This window comes from Pseudomonas sp. D3, from assembly GCF_029320995.1.
GTDB lineage: Bacteria > Pseudomonadota > Gammaproteobacteria > Pseudomonadales > Pseudomonadaceae > Aquipseudomonas > Aquipseudomonas paraveronii.
This window is the reverse complement of record NZ_CP119772.1, coordinates 5,406,246-5,422,666: the sequence shown is the minus strand read 5'-3', so window position 1 is coordinate 5,422,666 and position 16,421 is coordinate 5,406,246. Positions and strand designations below refer to the sequence as shown.

The window sequence follows — 16,421 nt, the reverse complement described above, 5'->3', positions numbered from 1 at the left end:
TCATGCACGGCGAATCTCCAATCAAACGTCGCGTATCGCGCAAGATCTGGGTCGGCTCGGTGCCGGTGGGCGGCGACGCCCCCATCGCGGTACAGAGCATGACCAACAGCGACACCAATGATGTTGCTGCCACCGTCGCCCAGATCAATCGTCTGGAAGCTGCTGGCGTCGACATCGTGCGGATTTCCGTACCGGACATGGATGCCGCCGAAGCCTTCGGCCGCATCAAGCAACTGGTCAAGGTGCCGCTGGTTGCCGACATTCACTTCGACTACCGGATCGCTTTGCGCGTTGCGGAGTTGGGTGTTGATTGCCTGCGTATCAACCCGGGCAACATCGGTCGCGAAGACCGTGTGCGCGCGGTGGTGGATGCTGCCCGTGATCGCGGGATTCCGATCCGCATCGGCGTCAACGCCGGTTCCCTGGAAAAAGACCTGCAAAAGAAATACGGCGAGCCGACCCCCGCCGCGCTGGTTGAATCGGCGCTGCGCCACGTTGAACACCTTGAGCGCCTTAATTTCCAGGACTTCAAGGTCAGCGTAAAGGCCTCCGACGTGTTCATGGCGGTAGAGGCCTACCGCTTGCTGGCCAAGGAAATCGTGCAGCCGCTGCACCTGGGTATCACTGAAGCGGGCGGTTTGCGCTCAGGCACAGTGAAATCTGCGGTGGGTCTCGGTATGCTGCTCGCCGAAGGGATTGGCGATACTATCCGCATCTCCCTGGCGGCAGACCCGGTAGAGGAAGTGAAGGTCGGTTACGACATTCTCAAATCCCTGCATTTGCGTTCCCGTGGCATCAACTTTATTGCCTGCCCGAGCTGCTCGCGGCAGAACTTCGACGTGGTGAAAACCATGAACGAACTGGAAGGGCGCCTCGAAGACCTGCTGGTGCCGCTAGATGTTGCGGTGATCGGTTGCGTGGTCAACGGTCCGGGTGAAGCCAAGGAAGCCCATATCGGCTTGACCGGCGGCACCCCGAACCTGATTTACATCGACGGCAAGCCGTCGCAGAAACTGACGAATGACAATCTGGTGGATGAGCTCGAAAGACTGATCCGCCAGAAAGCGGCCGAGAAGGTCGAAGCTGACGCTGCAGTTATCGCGCGCGGCTGATCCAGCGAATTTAAGGAATAGATGTGAGCAAGTCTCTGCAAGCCATTCGTGGCATGAACGACATCCTTCCGGAGCAGACGCCGCTGTGGCGCTACTTCGAGAGCACCGTTGCGCGTCTGCTGGATAACTACGGTTATAAACAGATCCGTATGCCGATCGTCGAGTTCACCGAGCTGTTCAAGCGTTCCATCGGTGAAGTGACCGACATCGTCGAAAAAGAGATGTACACCTTCGAAGACCGCAACGGCGATTCGCTGACCCTGCGTCCGGAAGGCACCGCCGCGTGCGTGCGCGCCGTGCTCGAGCATGGCCTCAGCGGCGGTGGCCAGCCGCAGAAGCTGTGGTACATCGGGCCGATGTTCCGCCACGAGCGTCCACAGAAAGGCCGTTATCGCCAGTTCCACCAGATCGGCCTGGAAGTGTTCAACCTCGACGGTCCGGACATCGACGCCGAGCTGATCGTGCTGACCTGGCGCCTGTGGGGGCTGCTAGGCATCCGCGATGCGGTCAAGCTTGAACTCAACAGCCTGGGCACCAGCGAGTCCCGGGGCCGCTACCGCGTCGCCCTGGTCGAGTACCTGTCCGCCCACCTGGACAAGTTGGACGAAGACAGCCAGCGCCGTCTGAAAACCAACCCGTTGCGCGTCCTCGATACCAAGAACGCCGACACGCAAGCCGTACTGGTCAACGCGCCGAAGATGGCCGACTACCTGGACGACGAATCCCGTATCCACTTCGAGGGCCTCAAGGCGCGTCTGGATGCCGCCGGTATTCCATACGTGATCAACCCGAAACTGGTGCGTGGCCTCGATTACTACAGCAAGACCGTGTTCGAGTGGGTTACCGACAAACTCGGCGCGCAGGGCACCGTGTGTGCCGGTGGCCGTTACGACGGCCTGGTCGAGCAGATGGGTGGCAAGCCTACGCCCGGCGTGGGTTTTGCCATGGGTATCGAGCGGCTGATCCTGCTGCTGGAAACCCTTGAGCAGGTTCCGGAAGAAATCTCCCGGCAGGTGGATGTGTACCTGTGTGCCTTTGGCGAGGCCGCCGAACTGGCTGGCCTGGCCCTGAGCGAAAAAGTGCGCGACCAACTGCCGAACCTGCGCCTGCAGATCAATGCTGGCGCCGGCAGCTTCAAGAGCCAGTTCAAGAAGGCCGACAAGAGCGGTGCGCTGTACGCACTGATCCTCGGCGATGACGAATTGGCCCAGCAAGTGATAGGTTTCAAACCCCTGCGTGGCCAGGGCGAGCAACAGAACATTGCCTTTGATGCGCTCGCCGCGCACTTGGCCACCTGCGTCGTGCAGGGTTGAAGCTGTCGAACAGCCGAATTTAGCGATTGAGGAGTGTTGGGGTGTCGAGTACTGATGATGAGCAGTTGGCCGAGTTCAAGGACTGGTGGCAGCGTAATGGCAAGCCCCTGGTTACCGGTGGCCTGCTGGCTTTAGTGGTAGTGTTCGGCTGGCAAGCCTGGCACAAGTATCAGGCGAACCAGTCCCAAGGTGCCTCGATCCTCTATCAGCAATTGCTGGAAACCACGCTGACGCCGAGCGGCAAGCCCGATCCTGCGCAAGTGGCAGACCTGGCTGGTAAGCTCAAGAGCGAATTTGGCGGTAGCACCTACGCCCAATACGGCAGCCTGTTCGTCGCGAAAGTCGCGGTCGACACCGGCAAGCTGGATGATGCAGTCACCGAACTGAAGGCCATCGCCGACAAGCCGACCAACCCGACCCTGGGTGAAATCGCACGTCAGCGCCTGGCTCAGGTATTGGCGGCACAGAACAAGGCCGACGAAGCACTCAAACTGCTCGACGGTGATGCTGACAAGGCATTTGTAGCCACTCGCGAAGAGCTCAAGGGCGACCTGTTGGTCCAATTGGGTCGTACCGACGAAGCCAATGCTGCGTACCAAAAAGCCAAGGCGGCGCTGTCTGATGAAGCAGCGGTCGGTGGCTTACAAATCAAGCTCGACGACTTGGCCAAAGGGGATGCGTGACGTGATCCGTTGGAAACATGCAGCATTGCTGGCTCTGGCCGTTCTGGCCGCGGGTTGCAGCAGCAACAGTAAAAAAGAACTGCCTCCGGCCGAGCTGACCAGCTTCAAGGAAGAAGTGGTCCTGCAAAAGCAATGGAGCCGCTCCATCGGTGACGGTCAGGGCGAAACCTACAACATGTTGGTACCGGCAATCGACGGTGACAACATTGTGGCCGCTGACGTGACCGGCGTGGTGATCTCCATGGATCGCATGAATGGCGACGTGAAGTGGAAGAAAGACCTCGAACTGCCCGTATCCGGCGCCGTCGGCGTGGGTTACGGCATGGTTATGCTCGGCACGCTCAAAGGCGAAGTCGTGGCGCTGGATTCCAGCACCGGTGAAGAGAAATGGCGCGCTCGCGTGACCAGTGAAGTCCTCGCACCGCCTGCCACCAACGGCGACATCGTCGTGGTGCAAACCCAGGACGACCGTGTGATCGGCCTCGACGCCAGCACCGGCGCACAGCGCTGGCTGTACGACAGCACCCCTGCGGTGCTGACCCTGCGCGGTACCAGTGGTCCGGTTGTGACCAATAATCTGGCCGTTGCAGGCCTGTCGACCGGTAAAGTGGTCGCCCTGAATACCCAGAACGGCGTGCCGATCTGGGAAACGCGTGTGGCCATCCCGCAAGGTCGTTCGGAACTGGATCGCGTCGTCGACATCGACGGTGGCTTGCTGCTGTCCGGCGAAACCCTCTACGTCGCTACCTACCAGGGCCGTGTCGCGGCACTGGACCTGCAAAGCGGCCGCGTCAACTGGCAGCGTGATGCTTCCAGCTACGCCGGTGTCGCCCAAGGGTTTGGCAGCGTCTACGTAAGTCTGTCGTCTGGCACCGTTGAAAGTGTCGACGAACGTTCTACCACTGCGCTGTGGAGCAACGACTCTCTGGCCCGCCGTCAACTGTCGGCACCGGAAGTGTTCTCCAGCTACGTAGCGGTAGGCGACTTCGAAGGTTACCTGCACCTGCTGAGCCAGGTGGACGGTCGTTTTGTGGGTCGCGAGCGCATCGACAGCGACGGCCTGCGTGCGCGTCCGCTGGTCGTGGGTAACATGCTTTATGTGTTTGGCAACAGCGGCAAGCTGGAAGCCCTGACCATCAAGTAAAGGTTTGACTATGCTTGGGGTAATCCCCAGGCGGCCCCGCTTCGGCGGGGCATGCTGCATCTGACGATGCTGCCCCGAGCACCAGCCGCTGCCTTGCAGCGGCTTTTGTATTTTCTGAAATAACGAAGTGGAGAGCCGCATGGTTCCCGTAATCGCCCTGGTGGGCCGACCTAACGTCGGCAAGTCCACCTTGTTCAACCGCCTGACCAGGACTCGCGACGCCATTGTCGGCGACTTGTCCGGTTTGACCCGTGATCGCCAATACGGTGAGGCAAAGTGGCAAGGGCGCTCCTACATTATTGTCGACACCGGTGGTATCTCCGGTGACGAGCATGGCATGGACGAAAAGATGGCCGAGCAGTCGCTGCTGGCCATTGAAGAAGCCGATGTCGTGTTGTTTCTCGTGGACGCCCGCGCGGGCTACACCGCTGCCGACCAGATGATCGGCGAGCACCTGCGCAAGCGCAACAAGCGTTCCTATGTGGTGGCCAACAAGATCGACAACATCGATCCTGAAATGGCCCGTGCCGAATTCAGTCCGATGGGCCTGGGCGACGCGATTCCGATCGCCGGTGCCCACGGTCGCGGCATCACCCAGATGTTGGAAATCGCCCTGCGCGACTTCCCTAGGGATGACGCCGAGGAAGAAGAGGGCGAAGAAGAGGTCGTCGCCGAAGGTGAGGAAGCCAAGCGCATTCCTGGCCCGAGCGAAAAAGATGGTATCAAGATCGCCATCATCGGCCGCCCCAACGTCGGCAAGTCGACCCTGGTCAACCGCATGCTCGGTGAAGACCGTGTCATCGTGTACGACGAGCCCGGCACCACCCGCGACAGTATCTACATCCCGTTCGAGCGTAACGACGAGAAGTACACGCTGATTGACACCGCCGGTGTGCGCAAGCGCGGCAAGATCCACGAGGAAGTTGAAAAGTTCTCCGTGGTGAAAACCCTGCAGGCGATCAAAGACGCCAACGTGGTGATCTTCGTGATGGACGCCCGCGAAGGCGTGGTGGACCACGACCTCAACCTGCTGGGCTTCGCCCTGGAAGCCGGTCGGGCCCTGGTAATCGCGATCAACAAGTGGGACGGCATGACGCCGAGCGAGCGCGATTTCGTCAAGATCGAGCTGCAGCGTCGCCTGTTCTTCGTTGAGTTCGCCGATATCCACTTTATCTCGGCACTGCACGGCACCGGCGTGGGCAACCTCTACGCGTCCGTACAGAACTCGTTCAAGTCCGCGGTGACCCGCTGGCCGACCAACCGTCTGACCCAGATCCTCGAAGACGCGGTAGGCGAGCACGCACCGCCGATGGTCAACAACCGCCGGATCAAACTGCGTTACGCCCACTTGGGTGGTGCCAACCCGCCGATTATCGTGATCCACGGTAATCAGATCGAGAAGGTGCCCAAGTCCTACGTGCGTTACCTGGAAAACACCTACCGCCGTGTCTTGAAGCTGGTCGGTACGCCGATCCGTATCGAGTTCAAGGGTGGCGAGAACCCATACGAAGGCAACAAGAACACACTGACTGACCGTCAGGTGAACAAGAAGCGTCGTTTGATGACTCACCACAAGAAGGCCGACAAGAAGCGCCGCGACAAGCGCTGATTCCGACCTCGCAAAAAGGGCTCTTTACGAGCCCTTTTTTGTGCGCGGTGGTTTGCGCCTTGACCCGATGCAATTGGCAGCTTAAAACTTGGGGCTCACCTGCAGGGGCCTCCGATGATCAACAGCAAGCTGCCAAATGTCGGCACGACCATTTTCACCACCATGTCGCAACTCGCTGCCGAGACCGGCGCGCTTAACCTGTCCCAGGGGTTCCCCGATTTTAATGGCCCACAGGGCTTGCTCGATGCCGTGGGCAAGCATGTTGCCAGCGGCCATAACCAATACGCGCCGATGACCGGCCTGCCTGCCCTGCGCCAACAAGTGGCGGCCAAGATCGCTCGTAGCTATGGCGCCACGGTCAGCCCCGACAGCGAAGTGACCATCACCCCAGGCGCCACTGCGGCAATCTTCTGCGCGATTCAGGCGGTGATTCGCAGCGGTGACGAAGTCATCGTATTCGACCCGTGCTACGACAGCTATGAGCCCTCGGTCGAGTTGGCCGGCGGTCGTTGTGTGCACGTGCAACTGAACCTGAAAAACTTCACCCTCGACTTTGAAAAGATCCAGGCGGCGTTGTCTGCGCGCACGCGCATGATCATCCTGAACACACCGCATAACCCCACCGGCGCACTGATCAGTCGCGCCGAGCTGGACCTGTTGGCGGCCTTGATCCGCGACCGTGATATCTACCTGGTCAGCGACGAGGTCTACGAACACCTGGTGTTTGATGGCGTGCCCCACGTCAGCGTGCTGGCCCACGAAGAGCTGTATCAACGTGCGTTCGTGGTCAGCTCCTTCGGTAAGACCTACCACGTCACCGGCTGGAAAACCGGCTACGTGGTCGCGCCCCCGGCCCTGACCGCCGAATTGCGTAAGGTGCATCAATATGTCAACTTCTGCGGCGTGACCCCGTTGCAGTACGCGTTGGCCGATTTCATGGCTGAGCACCCGGAACACGTCGAAGAATTACCGGCCTTTTACCAGGCCAAGCGCGACCTGTTCTGCGACCTGCTGACGCCGTCGCGTTTCAGCTTTAATCGGGTCACCGGTACTTACTTCCAACTGGTGGATTACTCAGCGATTCGCCCGGACCTGGATGACGTCGCTATGTCCTTGTGGATGACCCGCGAGCATGGGGTAGCAACAATCCCGGTTTCGGTGTTCTACCAGCACCCACCCCAAGGCCAGCGCCTGGTGCGCCTGTGCTTTGCCAAACGCGAGGAGACGCTGCAACAAGCAGCCGAAAAACTATGCGTGATCTGAATGCACTGCCTGACCTGAACATCGCCCTGGTCCAGACCGGCCTGGCCTGGCACGACCGCAAGGCCAACCTCGATCACTTCGAATTGCTGCTGGAGCAGGCCCGGGGCGCTGACCTGATCATCCTGCCAGAGATGTTCACTACCGGTTTTTCCATGGACTCGGCCACCCTGGCCGAACCGGAAAGTGGCCCGACCCATCGCTGGCTCCAGGCCCAGGCGGCGAAGTACAACGCGGTGATCACCGGGAGTGTGATTATCCAGGCGGCCGACGGCAGCCATCGCAACCGTCTGTTATGGGCGCGGCCGGATGGCGAGGTGCTACATTACGACAAGCGCCATCTGTTCCGCATGGCCGGCGAGCACAATCACTACACGCCCGGCGAGCGCCAGGTGCAGTTCGAGATAAAGGGCTGGCGTATTCGCCCATTGATTTGCTACGACCTGCGCTTTCCGGTGTGGAGCCGTGATGCCCAGGACACCGATCTGCTGCTGTACACCGCCAACTGGCCAGGGGCGCGACGCCAGCATTGGAACCGGTTGCTGCCGGCGCGTGCGATCGAGAACCTGTGTTATGTGGCGGCGGTGAATCGGGTGGGTACGGACGGCAAGGGCTTTGTCTATACCGGAGATAGCCAGGTGCTGGATTTCCAGGGTGAGAACCTGCTGAGTGCGGGGGAGGCTGACGGGGTGTTCCAGGTGTGCCTGGACGCGGCTGAGCTGGCGGCGTATCGCAGCAAGTTTCCGGCGAATCTGGATGCTGATAACTTTCAGTTTGTCTGACAGAGCGCTATCGCGGGCAAACCCACTCCCATATGTTGACCGCGTTTTCCCTGTAGGAACACGGTCAAAATGTGGGAGTGGGCTTGCCCGCGATGAGGCCCTGACACACAACACAACTCCAAAGCCCAACAAAAAGGCCCCTGAGTTCTCACCCAGGGGCCTTTTGCATGTCGGCGGAGTTACGCCGCTTTCGCTTCCACCTGGCTCAGCGAGCGGTTCAGGGCGCTGAACACCGCCTTGAAGCTGGCCGTGGTGATGTTTTCATCAATACCCACGCCATGCACCGGACGCTCGCCGTTCACTCGCAGCTCGATGTAGGCCGCGGCCTTGGCGTTGGTGCCGGAACCGATCGCGTGTTCGTTGTAGTCCATGATCTCCACGCCAATCGGCAGGCCGGCGACCAGGGCTTCCAGCGCACCGTTGCCCTTGCCGTGCCAGCGCAGGTTGGTTTCGCCTTGGCCTTTGCTCGAGACTTCCACTTCCACCGTGCTGTTGCCGTTTTCTTCCTGCAGGCGATGGCTGACCAGCGCATACGGCGTGTTGGCTTGCAGGTATTCACGCTGCAACAGCGCGTGAATCTGCGAAGCGCTCATCTCCAGGCCCACACGGTCGGTTTCGGCCTGTACCACTTGGCTGAACTCGATCTGCATGCGACGCGGCAAGCTGATGCCGTATTCCTGCTCCAGCAGGTAGGCGATGCCGCCTTTGCCCGACTGGCTGTTCACCCGAATCACGGCCTCGTAGCTGCGGCCGATGTCGGCCGGGTCGATCGGCAAGTACGGCACTTCCCACAGGGCGTCGGTTTTTTGCTGGGCGAAGCCCTTGCGGATCGCGTCCTGGTGGGAGCCAGAGAACGCGGTGTGTACCAGGTCGCCGACATACGGATGGCGCGGATGCACCTGGATCTGGTTGCACTCCTCGACCACTTTGCGCACGCCGTCGATGTCGGAGAAGTCCAGCTCAGGGTGCACGCCCTGGGTATAGAGGTTCAACGCCACGGTGACCAGGTCGACGTTACCGGTACGCTCGCCGTTGCCGAACAGGCAGCCTTCGACACGGTCGGCGCCTGCCATCAGGCCCAGCTCGGTGGCGGCTACGCCGGTGCCACGGTCGTTGTGGGTGTGCAGGCTGATGATCACGCTGTCACGACGGTTGATATGACGACCGAACCACTCGATCTGGTCGGCATAGATGTTCGGCGTGGCGCATTCAACGGTGGCCGGCAGGTTGAGGATCATCTTGTGCTCAGGCGTCGGGTTCCACACCTCGATCACCGCGTCACACACTTCCTTGGCGAACTCCAATTCAGTGGCGCTGAAGGTCTCTGGCGAGTATTCGAACGTCCACTGGGTGTCTGGCTGCTGGGCGGCGTATTTGACGAACAGCTTGGCCGCGTTGACCGCGATGGCCTTGACCCCGTCCTTGTCCTGGTTGAACACGATGCGGCGGAAGGACGGCGAGGTGGCGTTGTACAGGTGGACGATGGCTTTTTTCGCGCCGCGCAGGGATTCGAAGGTGCGCTCGATCAAGTCTTCGCGGCCCTGGGTCAGCACCTGGATGGTGGTGTCCTCGGGGATGTGGTTGCCTTCGATCAGGGTGCGCACGAAGTCGAAGTCGGTTTGCGAAGCGGCCGGGAACGAGGCTTCGATTTCCTTCACGCCGACGGCGACCAAGGTCTTCCAGAAGCGCAGCTTTTTGACTGCATCCATGGGTTCGATCAGCGACTGGTTGCCATCACGTAGGTCGGAGCTGCACCAGATCGGCGCGCTGGTGATGGTTTTCGACGGCCAGGTGCGGTCCGGGATATCGATGGTTGGAAACGCGCGGTACTTCGAAGACGGGTCTTTGAGCATGCTCATCGGGAAATCCTTTGTAGTAGGGGCCGAAAAAAGGCGGCCTGCCGTGGAACTGTTATTGGGGATAAAGCGGGAGACGAGGCAGATCGATTCAGCCTGGCAGTCGTGCGCTGACAAGGCACAGGCTGCGGTGCTGACGGAGCAGAATGAGGGTGTGAGAAGTTTTCATAAGCTCAACCCTAACCCCAGAGGTGAAAGATGGCAAGTAGTGCGGAAAAATTGAGAGAAGTTCTTCTCTGTGCGTAGGAAACGAGATTTTATGCTTAGTAAATGGTTGTTGGCTTGCTTAAATTGCGCAGCCTTTGTTGGCCGCGCAATCGGGCCATTCAAGGTTGGAACGCGCCGATAAAGATCGCCGGATCTACCCGTGCATCGTTCAGGCTGACATTCCAGTGCATATGCGGCCCGGTCGCGCGGCCCGTCGCGCCGACCTTGCCCACCACTGCGCCGCGTGCCAGTGGCTGGCCCACGCTGACGTCGATCTTCGACATATGGCAGAACATGCTGATAAAGCCCTGGCCGTGGTCGACGAACACCGTGTTGCCGTTGAAGAAGTAGTTGCCGACCAGGATCACCTTGCCCGCCGCTGGGGTCTTGATCGGCGTGCCGGCCGGGACGGCGAAATCCAGGCCTGAATGCGGATTGCGTTCTTCGCCGTTGAAGAAACGACGCACGCCGAACTTGCTCGACAGCGGGCCGTTGACCGGTTTGTCCAGCACCAGGTTGCTTGGCTGGTTAGGGCTGAAACTGCGGTAAGCCTTGATCTGTACCGCCAGCTCCGCCTCGATGCGTTTGAGCTGCGCCGGGGCGGGGTTGACCTGGCTTTTGTTTTTCAGGGTGATGCGCTGTTCCGGGTACTGCTTGTAACCGACGATAAACGGCAGGTTGCGCCCACCGCTGCTGATGCGTTCGTTGCCCGGTTTGACCGTCAGCGGAATACCGACAATCGCCAGCCAGTTGGCCTGCTCCTTCACCACCAGGAGCGGCTTGCCCTGGTAGGTGGCTTTTGGTGCGGCGGCCGAGGAGCCCAGGTCGACGACTGCAACACCGCCAGGCACCGGCTTGTTCAAGGTCCGGGAGATGTAGCTGTCGGCGTGGGCGTTGACGGTCAGGCACAGCAGCATCAACAGGCTAAATAGACGTGGCATCGATCAATCCAATAACGAAAGGGTGACGGGTGTCAGATGGTTGTCTTCCACCCGCACTTGCAATTGGCCTTCACCGAGACGCGCGGTCAGGCGCTGGCCGGTGTAGGTCTGCGCGGCATTGCGAATCGCCTGGCCGCGTTCGTCGAGCAGGATGCTGTAGCCACGGCCGAGGGTCGCCAGCGGGCTGACCACTTGCAGCGTCTGCACCTGGCTTTGCAGTTGCAGGCGGCGCGCCTTGAGGCCCTCGCGCATGGCGCGGGGCAGGCGCTCGGCGAGGCTGTCCAGGCGTTGGCGTAGCAAGGCCAATTGGCGGCCGGGGTGTTGGCCGGCGAGGCGCGTTTCCAGGCGGATCAAGCGTTCGCGGCGGGTATTGAGGCTGCGTTCGAAGGCGCGGCGCAGGCGCATGTCCAAGTCATCCAGGCGTTGGGCCTGCTGGCGCAGACGTTCGCCGGGATGGCGCAGGCGGCGCGCCATGCCTTCGAGACGCAGGCGGTCGTGGGTCAGCCGGTTGCGCATCAGCAGCACCAGGCGACGGTGCAGGCTGTCGACCTGGCGCACCAGGCTGCTGGAGTCCGGGGCCAGCAGTTCTGCAGCGGCAGACGGCGTAGGCGCGCGCACGTCGGCGACAAAGTCGCTGATCGACACATCGGTCTCATGGCCGACGGCGCTGACGATCGGCGTCACGCAAGCATCCACCGCGCGGGCCACGGCTTCTTCGTTGAAGCACCAGAGGTCTTCCAGCGAGCCGCCGCCACGGGCCAGGATCAACGCGTCAAAGCCCCGCGCGTCGGCCAGCTTCAGCGCGCGCACAATCTGCGCCACCGCTTCGCGGCCTTGTACGGCCGTGGGGATGAGGGTGAGTTGCACCTGCGGCGCACGGCGGCGGAACACGCTGATGATGTCGCGGATCACCGCGCCGGTCGGCGAACTGATAATGCCGATGCGCTGCGGATGGGCCGGCAGTGCCACCTTGCGTTCGGCGCTGAACAGGCCTTCGGCACTGAGCTTTTCCTTCAACGCATCGAAGGCCAGGCGCAGCGCACCATCCCCCGCGGGCTCGACGGTATCGAGGATCAGTTGGTAGTCGCCACGGCCCTCGAACAGCGAGACCTTGCCGCGTACCTTCACCGCCAGGCCATCTTTCAAGGCCTGGCGCACCCGTGCGGCGTTCTGCCGGAACAGTGCGCAACGCACTTGGGCGCCGCTGTCCTTGAGGGTGAAATACACATGGCCGGAAGCCGGGCGGGCGAGGTTGGAGATCTCGCCTTCGACCCAGATATTGGTGAACACGTCTTCCAGCAACACCCGCGCACGGCCGTTGAGTTGGCTGACAGTCAGGACCTCGCGGTCCAGGCCCAAGCGGGCGAACGGGTCTTTAATCATGGAAAGAGATCTTTAGTCATGGGCGGCAGTTTATAGGCATTCGCGCAAGGTTTGACAGAATTGCTCCACCAACGCGCTGGGTGCGTGCGGGCAGGCCAGGGCCACGGTACTCAAACAGTCGGGGTCGGCCAGGGGCAGAAAATGCACAGCGGCCGGGGCAATGTCCTGCATCGATTTTGGTAGCAAGGCAATGCCGAAGCCGGCCTGGATCAACTGCAACTGTGTGGTCTTGCGCGACATGACCCGCGCAGGCTTGGGGAAAAATCCGGCACGCATGCACAACTCGGCCGACAGATAGCTCAGCCCGCCGCGCTGGGGATGTGGGACCGAGATAAACGCTTCGTCCCTGAGTTGCGCCCATTCGACCGGCGCCTGGCTGCGCGCTAACGGGTGGTTCGGCGGCACCGCCAGCAGTAGCTGCTCACTGTATAAAGGCACTACATGCACGCCTTCGCGCTGGCGCAGCACTGGCAGGCGCAGCAGGCCGACTTCCAGGCGACCGTCGGCGATTTCTTCCAGTTGGGCTTCGGAAGACAGTTTGGCGATATCCATCGATACGCCGGGGCAACGCTCCAGCCAGGTGCTGATGCCGCGCAACAACGGGCCGCTCATCGGCACGGTGCTCGAATGGCTCAGGCGCAGGGTGCCGACTTGGCCGTTACCCACTTGTGTCGCCATCTCGCTGGCCTTGTGCAGTTCACTCAGCAGGTTGCGTGCCCTGGGATAAAAGGCTTCACCGGCGGCCGTCAACCGAGGCTGGCGCGCGGTGCGTTCGAACAACGGGGTGTGCAGTTGGTTTTCCAGCGCTTTGATCTGCCGGCTCAGCGCCGACTGCGCGACAAACAGGCGCTCGGCGGCGGCGCTGAAGCTGCCGCTGTCGGCGATTTCGACGAAGTAGCGCAGTTGGCGGGTGGAAATCAAGACTCATGCCTTTTCGAGATGGGTAGAGGGCTTTGAAGATATTAGTCGCAAGTCTCACCGATGGCTAAAGTGATGGACATCTCTTTCAAGGAATTACCCATGAGCCCGGTTGAGCTGATGAGTCAGTGGTCGTTTGGCGGTATGGATTGGCTGGTGATCGGCCTGGGCATTGTCGTGGCCTACATCGTGTTTGGTATCGCCGGGTTCGGTACGGCACTGGTGGCGGGGCCGATCCTGCTGGTGTTCATGCCGCTGTCGAAGATCATCCCGCTGCTGGTGCTGCTGGACTTTGTTGCTGCCTTCGGCAACCTGCTGCAATCGCGGCGGGATGTGAACAAGCCGGAGCTGTTGCGACTGCTGCCGTGCATGGCGATCGGTTGCACCTTGGGCGTGGTGTTTTTGCTCAACCTGCATTCGGATCTGTTGCTGCTGTTGATGGGCCTGTTTATCAGCGCCTATGCGATTTACAGCTTGGCGGTGAAGGCTCGGCCGGCGCAACTGGCGGCGGGCTGGGCGATTCCCATGGGCACCGTCGGCGGCTTGTTCGGTGCGTTGTTCGGCAGTGGCGGCTTTTTATATGCGATCTACCTGAGCAGTCGTTTGCCCAAGGACGCCGCGCGCGCCACGCAAAGCGCGTTGATCAGTTGCAGCACCGTGGTGCGCCTCAGCCTGTTCCTGATCGCCGGGGTGTATGCCGACATGCCGCTGTTGCTGCTGGCGGTTTGCCTGTTGCCGGCGATGGCCCTGGGATTGTGGTGCGGGCGCAGGCTGACGCTGCGCATGTCCCGTGAGGCGTTTGTGCGATTGGTGACGTGGCTGGTGCTGGCCAGTGGCATTGCATTGATTGGGCGGTACTTGAGTACTTGACCTGATTTATTCAGGGATTAAGCTGCCAGCCTTCAGGGCCTCTTCGCGAGCAAGCCCGCTCCCACAGTTGACCGCATTTATCCTGCAGGATCGCGGTCGAATGGTGGGAGCGGGCTTGCTCGCGAAGGCGCCAGACGCTACACCGCAGGACTCTCAGGCCCCATGAACTCCCAAAGCATCCTTGTCCCGAAAATCTCCACCTTGCCTGTCCACGAACCCCGCGCCCGGGCGGTCGTGCGCTGGCTGGTGCGCAAGAACATCATCAAGGAAGAGCTGACCACGTGCGGACGCACCGGTAATCGCATGGCTTACGCCCTGGCGGATGGCGCCCGCGCCGTGGTACTGCACCCCGAGGCGCTGCCGTTCAACGAGCCGGTCAATGGCCTGGAAATCATCTACAAGCGTTGCATCTATACACCGGCCAAAGGCTTTCTCGAAGAAGCCGGCTGCCCGGAATGCCTCAAGGAAGTCGGCGAGGCGCTGTTCGACAGCCTGGAAGACTGGATGCCAGGCCACACCGACAACTTCACCTGCCCGCTGTGTGGGCATGAGGATGACATCAACGGCTTTCTGTTCCTGCAGGAATGCGGGTTTTCCAACCTCGGATTCATCTTCAACAACTGGGCCGAGGCGGGTTTCAAGCAGAGCTTTATCGACGAATTTGCTGATTGGTTGGACCAGAAGATCAGTTGGGTCAAAGTCGAGCTTTAATCCATCTATCAGTATTACCAAGTTTGTCAGAGTTTTACGTTGAGACCTGAGGGGTGTCTGAGTATAATGGCGCGCTTCCATTTTCCCGCTCGGGAGCCCCCGCGATGCTGCGTATCAGCCAAGAAGCTCTGACATTCGACGACATTCTCTTAGTGCCCGGTTATTCCGAGGTGCTTCCTAACGAAGTCAGTCTCAAGACCCGCCTAACCCGTGGCATCGAGCTGAATATTCCCCTGGTTTCCGCTGCCATGGATACCGTCACTGAAGCCCGTCTGGCCATCGCTATGGCTCAGGAAGGCGGCATTGGCATCATCCACAAGAACATGACCATCGAGCAGCAAGCTGCCGAAGTGCGCAAGGTCAAGCGTTACGAAGCCGGTGTGGTCAAGGACCCGATCACCATCGAAGCTGACGCCACCGTGCGTGAACTGTTCGAACTGACCCGCCTGCACAATATCTCCGGCGTTCCGGTGCTGCACAATGGCGACCTGGTCGGCATCGTCACCTCCCGTGACGTGCGTTTTGAGAACCGTCTTGAAGTCACCGTCCGCGAAGTGATGACGCCTAAAGAGCGTCTGGTCACGGTCAAGGAAGGCGCTGACAAGAACGACGTGCGCGAACTGTTGCACAAGCACCGCATCGAGCGCGTGCTGATCGTCGACGACAAATTTGCCCTCAAGGGCATGATGACCGTCAACGATATCGAAAAAGCCAAGGCTTACCCGCTGGCCAGCAAGGATGACCAAGGTCGTCTGCGCGTCGGCGCGGCAGTCGGCACCGGTAAAGACACCGGTGATCGCGTGGCGGCCCTGGTCGCTGCCGGCGTGGACGTGGTGGTGGTCGACACCGCCCACGGTCACTCCAAGGGCGTGATCGACCGCGTTCGTTGGGTCAAACAGAATTTCCCTGAAGTCCAGGTGATCGGCGGCAACATCGCCACCGGCGCTGCCGCCAAGGCCCTGGCCGACGCGGGCGCGGATGCGGTCAAGGTCGGTATCGGCCCTGGCTCGATCTGCACCACGCGTATCGTCGCGGGTGTGGGCGTGCCACAAATCAGCGCCATCGCCAACGTCGCCGAGGCCCTCGAAGGCACGGGCGTTCCGTTGATCGCCGACGGCGGTATCCGTTTCTCCGGTGACCTGTCCAAAGCCATCGTCGCCGGTGCTTCCTGCGTAATGATGGGTTCGATGTTCGCCGGTACTGAAGAAGCCCCGGGCGAGATCGAACTGTTCCAGGGCCGTTCGTACAAGGCCTACCGCGGCATGGGTTCGCTGGGCGCCATGTCCCAGGCGCAAGGCTCTTCCGACCGTTACTTCCAGGACTCCTCGGCAGGCGCCGAGAAACTCGTTCCGGAAGGCATCGAAGGCCGTGTGCCGTACAAAGGCACCCTGAGCGCGATCATCCATCAACTGATGGGCGGCCTGCGTTCCTCGATGGGCTACACCGGTAGCGCCGACATCGAAGAAATGCGCACCAAGCCAGAGTTCGTGCGGATCACCGGCGCCGGTATGGCCGAATCCCACGTCCATGACGTGCAGATCACCAAGGAAGCGCCGAACTACCGCGTAGGTTGAGGCTTCCAGCATAAAGTTAAGTAACCGGGGCTGTCTTATGCAGCCCCGAGTTGTTTCT

At 60.8% G+C, this 16,421-nt stretch carries 14 protein-coding genes; 10 read left to right on the top strand and 4 right to left on the bottom strand.

Annotated elements, in window-relative coordinates:
* Positions 1–2 precede the first annotated feature (2 nt).
* The 7 genes from ispG (at position 3) to P3S72_RS24970 (ending at position 7,903) form a co-directional block, all read left to right on the top strand.
* Positions 3–1,112, top strand: a complete 1,110-nt coding sequence (ispG, locus tag P3S72_RS25000; RefSeq protein WP_276194721.1) for a flavodoxin-dependent (E)-4-hydroxy-3-methylbut-2-enyl-diphosphate synthase — start codon at positions 3–5, stop codon at positions 1,110–1,112.
* A 23-nt stretch (positions 1,113–1,135) separates the two neighbouring features.
* The gene (gene hisS / locus P3S72_RS24995; protein WP_247403069.1) at positions 1,136–2,425 is read left to right on the top strand and encodes a histidine--tRNA ligase; all 1,290 of its coding nucleotides are present in this window, start codon (positions 1,136–1,138) and stop codon (positions 2,423–2,425) included.
* Between the two features lie 41 nt (positions 2,426–2,466).
* Positions 2,467–3,108, top strand: a complete 642-nt coding sequence (locus P3S72_RS24990) for a tetratricopeptide repeat protein (protein ID WP_247403067.1) — start codon at positions 2,467–2,469, stop codon at positions 3,106–3,108.
* On the top strand, positions 3,101–4,252 hold the full coding sequence (bamB, locus tag P3S72_RS24985) for an outer membrane protein assembly factor BamB (protein ID WP_017846172.1): 1,152 nt from the start codon (positions 3,101–3,103) through the stop codon (positions 4,250–4,252). Before P3S72_RS24990 ends, bamB begins: the two co-directional genes overlap by 8 nt.
* Positions 4,253–4,391: 139 nt before the next feature.
* The gene (gene der / locus P3S72_RS24980) at positions 4,392–5,861 is read left to right on the top strand and encodes a ribosome biogenesis GTPase Der (RefSeq protein ID WP_247403065.1); all 1,470 of its coding nucleotides are present in this window, start codon (positions 4,392–4,394) and stop codon (positions 5,859–5,861) included.
* 114 nt (positions 5,862–5,975) lie between these two features.
* Positions 5,976–7,124, top strand: a complete 1,149-nt coding sequence (locus tag P3S72_RS24975) for a pyridoxal phosphate-dependent aminotransferase (RefSeq protein ID WP_253398716.1) — start codon at positions 5,976–5,978, stop codon at positions 7,122–7,124.
* Positions 7,112–7,903, top strand: coding sequence for an amidohydrolase (locus tag P3S72_RS24970; protein ID WP_276194720.1), 792 nt, complete (start codon positions 7,112–7,114; stop codon positions 7,901–7,903). Before P3S72_RS24975 ends, P3S72_RS24970 begins: the two co-directional genes overlap by 13 nt.
* A gap of 179 nt (positions 7,904–8,082) precedes the next feature.
* Here P3S72_RS24970 and leuA read toward each other — a convergent pair whose 3' ends face one another.
* The 4 genes from leuA to P3S72_RS24950 all read right to left on the bottom strand — a co-directional run bounded on the left by leuA (position 8,083) and on the right by P3S72_RS24950 (position 13,211).
* Complete coding sequence (leuA, locus tag P3S72_RS24965; protein WP_276194719.1) at positions 8,083–9,762, bottom strand: 2-isopropylmalate synthase; 1,680 nt, start codon at positions 9,760–9,762, stop codon at positions 8,083–8,085.
* Between the two features lie 323 nt (positions 9,763–10,085).
* Positions 10,086–10,907 carry a M23 family metallopeptidase gene (locus P3S72_RS24960; RefSeq protein ID WP_276194718.1) on the bottom strand — a complete coding sequence of 274 codons (822 nt, stop codon included), beginning with the start codon at positions 10,905–10,907 and terminating at the stop codon, positions 10,086–10,088.
* A 3-nt stretch (positions 10,908–10,910) separates the two neighbouring features.
* On the bottom strand, positions 10,911–12,290 hold the full coding sequence (gene xseA, locus P3S72_RS24955; RefSeq protein WP_276194717.1) for an exodeoxyribonuclease VII large subunit: 1,380 nt from the start codon (positions 12,288–12,290) through the stop codon (positions 10,911–10,913).
* A 30-nt stretch (positions 12,291–12,320) separates the two neighbouring features.
* On the bottom strand, positions 12,321–13,211 hold the full coding sequence (locus P3S72_RS24950; protein ID WP_276194716.1) for a LysR family transcriptional regulator: 891 nt from the start codon (positions 13,209–13,211) through the stop codon (positions 12,321–12,323).
* 99 nt (positions 13,212–13,310) lie between these two features.
* Between P3S72_RS24950 and P3S72_RS24945 the strand changes: the two genes are divergently transcribed.
* The 3 genes from P3S72_RS24945 (at position 13,311) to guaB (ending at position 16,363) form a co-directional block, all read left to right on the top strand.
* Positions 13,311–14,078: a sulfite exporter TauE/SafE family protein gene (locus P3S72_RS24945; RefSeq protein ID WP_276194715.1), complete on the top strand. Its 768-nt coding sequence runs from the start codon at positions 13,311–13,313 to the stop codon at positions 14,076–14,078.
* Between the two features lie 162 nt (positions 14,079–14,240).
* Positions 14,241–14,789 (top strand): sugar ABC transporter ATPase, encoded by a 549-nt coding sequence (locus tag P3S72_RS24940; RefSeq protein WP_247402678.1) that lies wholly within the window; start codon positions 14,241–14,243, stop codon positions 14,787–14,789.
* Positions 14,790–14,893: 104 nt separating this feature from the next.
* Positions 14,894–16,363 (top strand): IMP dehydrogenase, encoded by a 1,470-nt coding sequence (gene guaB / locus P3S72_RS24935; protein ID WP_247402674.1) that lies wholly within the window; start codon positions 14,894–14,896, stop codon positions 16,361–16,363.
* Positions 16,364–16,421 lie beyond the last annotated feature (58 nt).

Bases quoted from the DNA above. Each gene is read 5' to 3' on its own strand.
- ispG (WP_276194721.1), top strand. From the start codon at position 3: ATGCACGGCGAATCTCCAATCAAACGTCGCGTATCGCGCAAGATCTGG.
- bamB (WP_017846172.1), top strand. From the start codon at position 3,101: ATGCGTGACGTGATCCGTTGGAAACATGCAGCATTGCTGGCTCTGGCC.
- der (WP_247403065.1), top strand. From the start codon at position 4,392: ATGGTTCCCGTAATCGCCCTGGTGGGCCGACCTAACGTCGGCAAGTCC.
- P3S72_RS24975 (WP_253398716.1), top strand. From the start codon at position 5,976: ATGATCAACAGCAAGCTGCCAAATGTCGGCACGACCATTTTCACCACC.
- P3S72_RS24970 (WP_276194720.1), top strand. From the start codon at position 7,112: ATGCGTGATCTGAATGCACTGCCTGACCTGAACATCGCCCTGGTCCAG.
- leuA (WP_276194719.1), bottom strand. From the start codon at position 9,762: ATGAGCATGCTCAAAGACCCGTCTTCGAAGTACCGCGCGTTTCCAACC.
- P3S72_RS24960 (WP_276194718.1), bottom strand. From the start codon at position 10,907: ATGCCACGTCTATTTAGCCTGTTGATGCTGCTGTGCCTGACCGTCAAC.
- xseA (WP_276194717.1), bottom strand. From the start codon at position 12,290: ATGATTAAAGACCCGTTCGCCCGCTTGGGCCTGGACCGCGAGGTCCTG.
- P3S72_RS24945 (WP_276194715.1), top strand. From the start codon at position 13,311: ATGAGCCCGGTTGAGCTGATGAGTCAGTGGTCGTTTGGCGGTATGGAT.
- P3S72_RS24940 (WP_247402678.1), top strand. From the start codon at position 14,241: ATGAACTCCCAAAGCATCCTTGTCCCGAAAATCTCCACCTTGCCTGTC.
- guaB (WP_247402674.1), top strand. From the start codon at position 14,894: ATGCTGCGTATCAGCCAAGAAGCTCTGACATTCGACGACATTCTCTTA.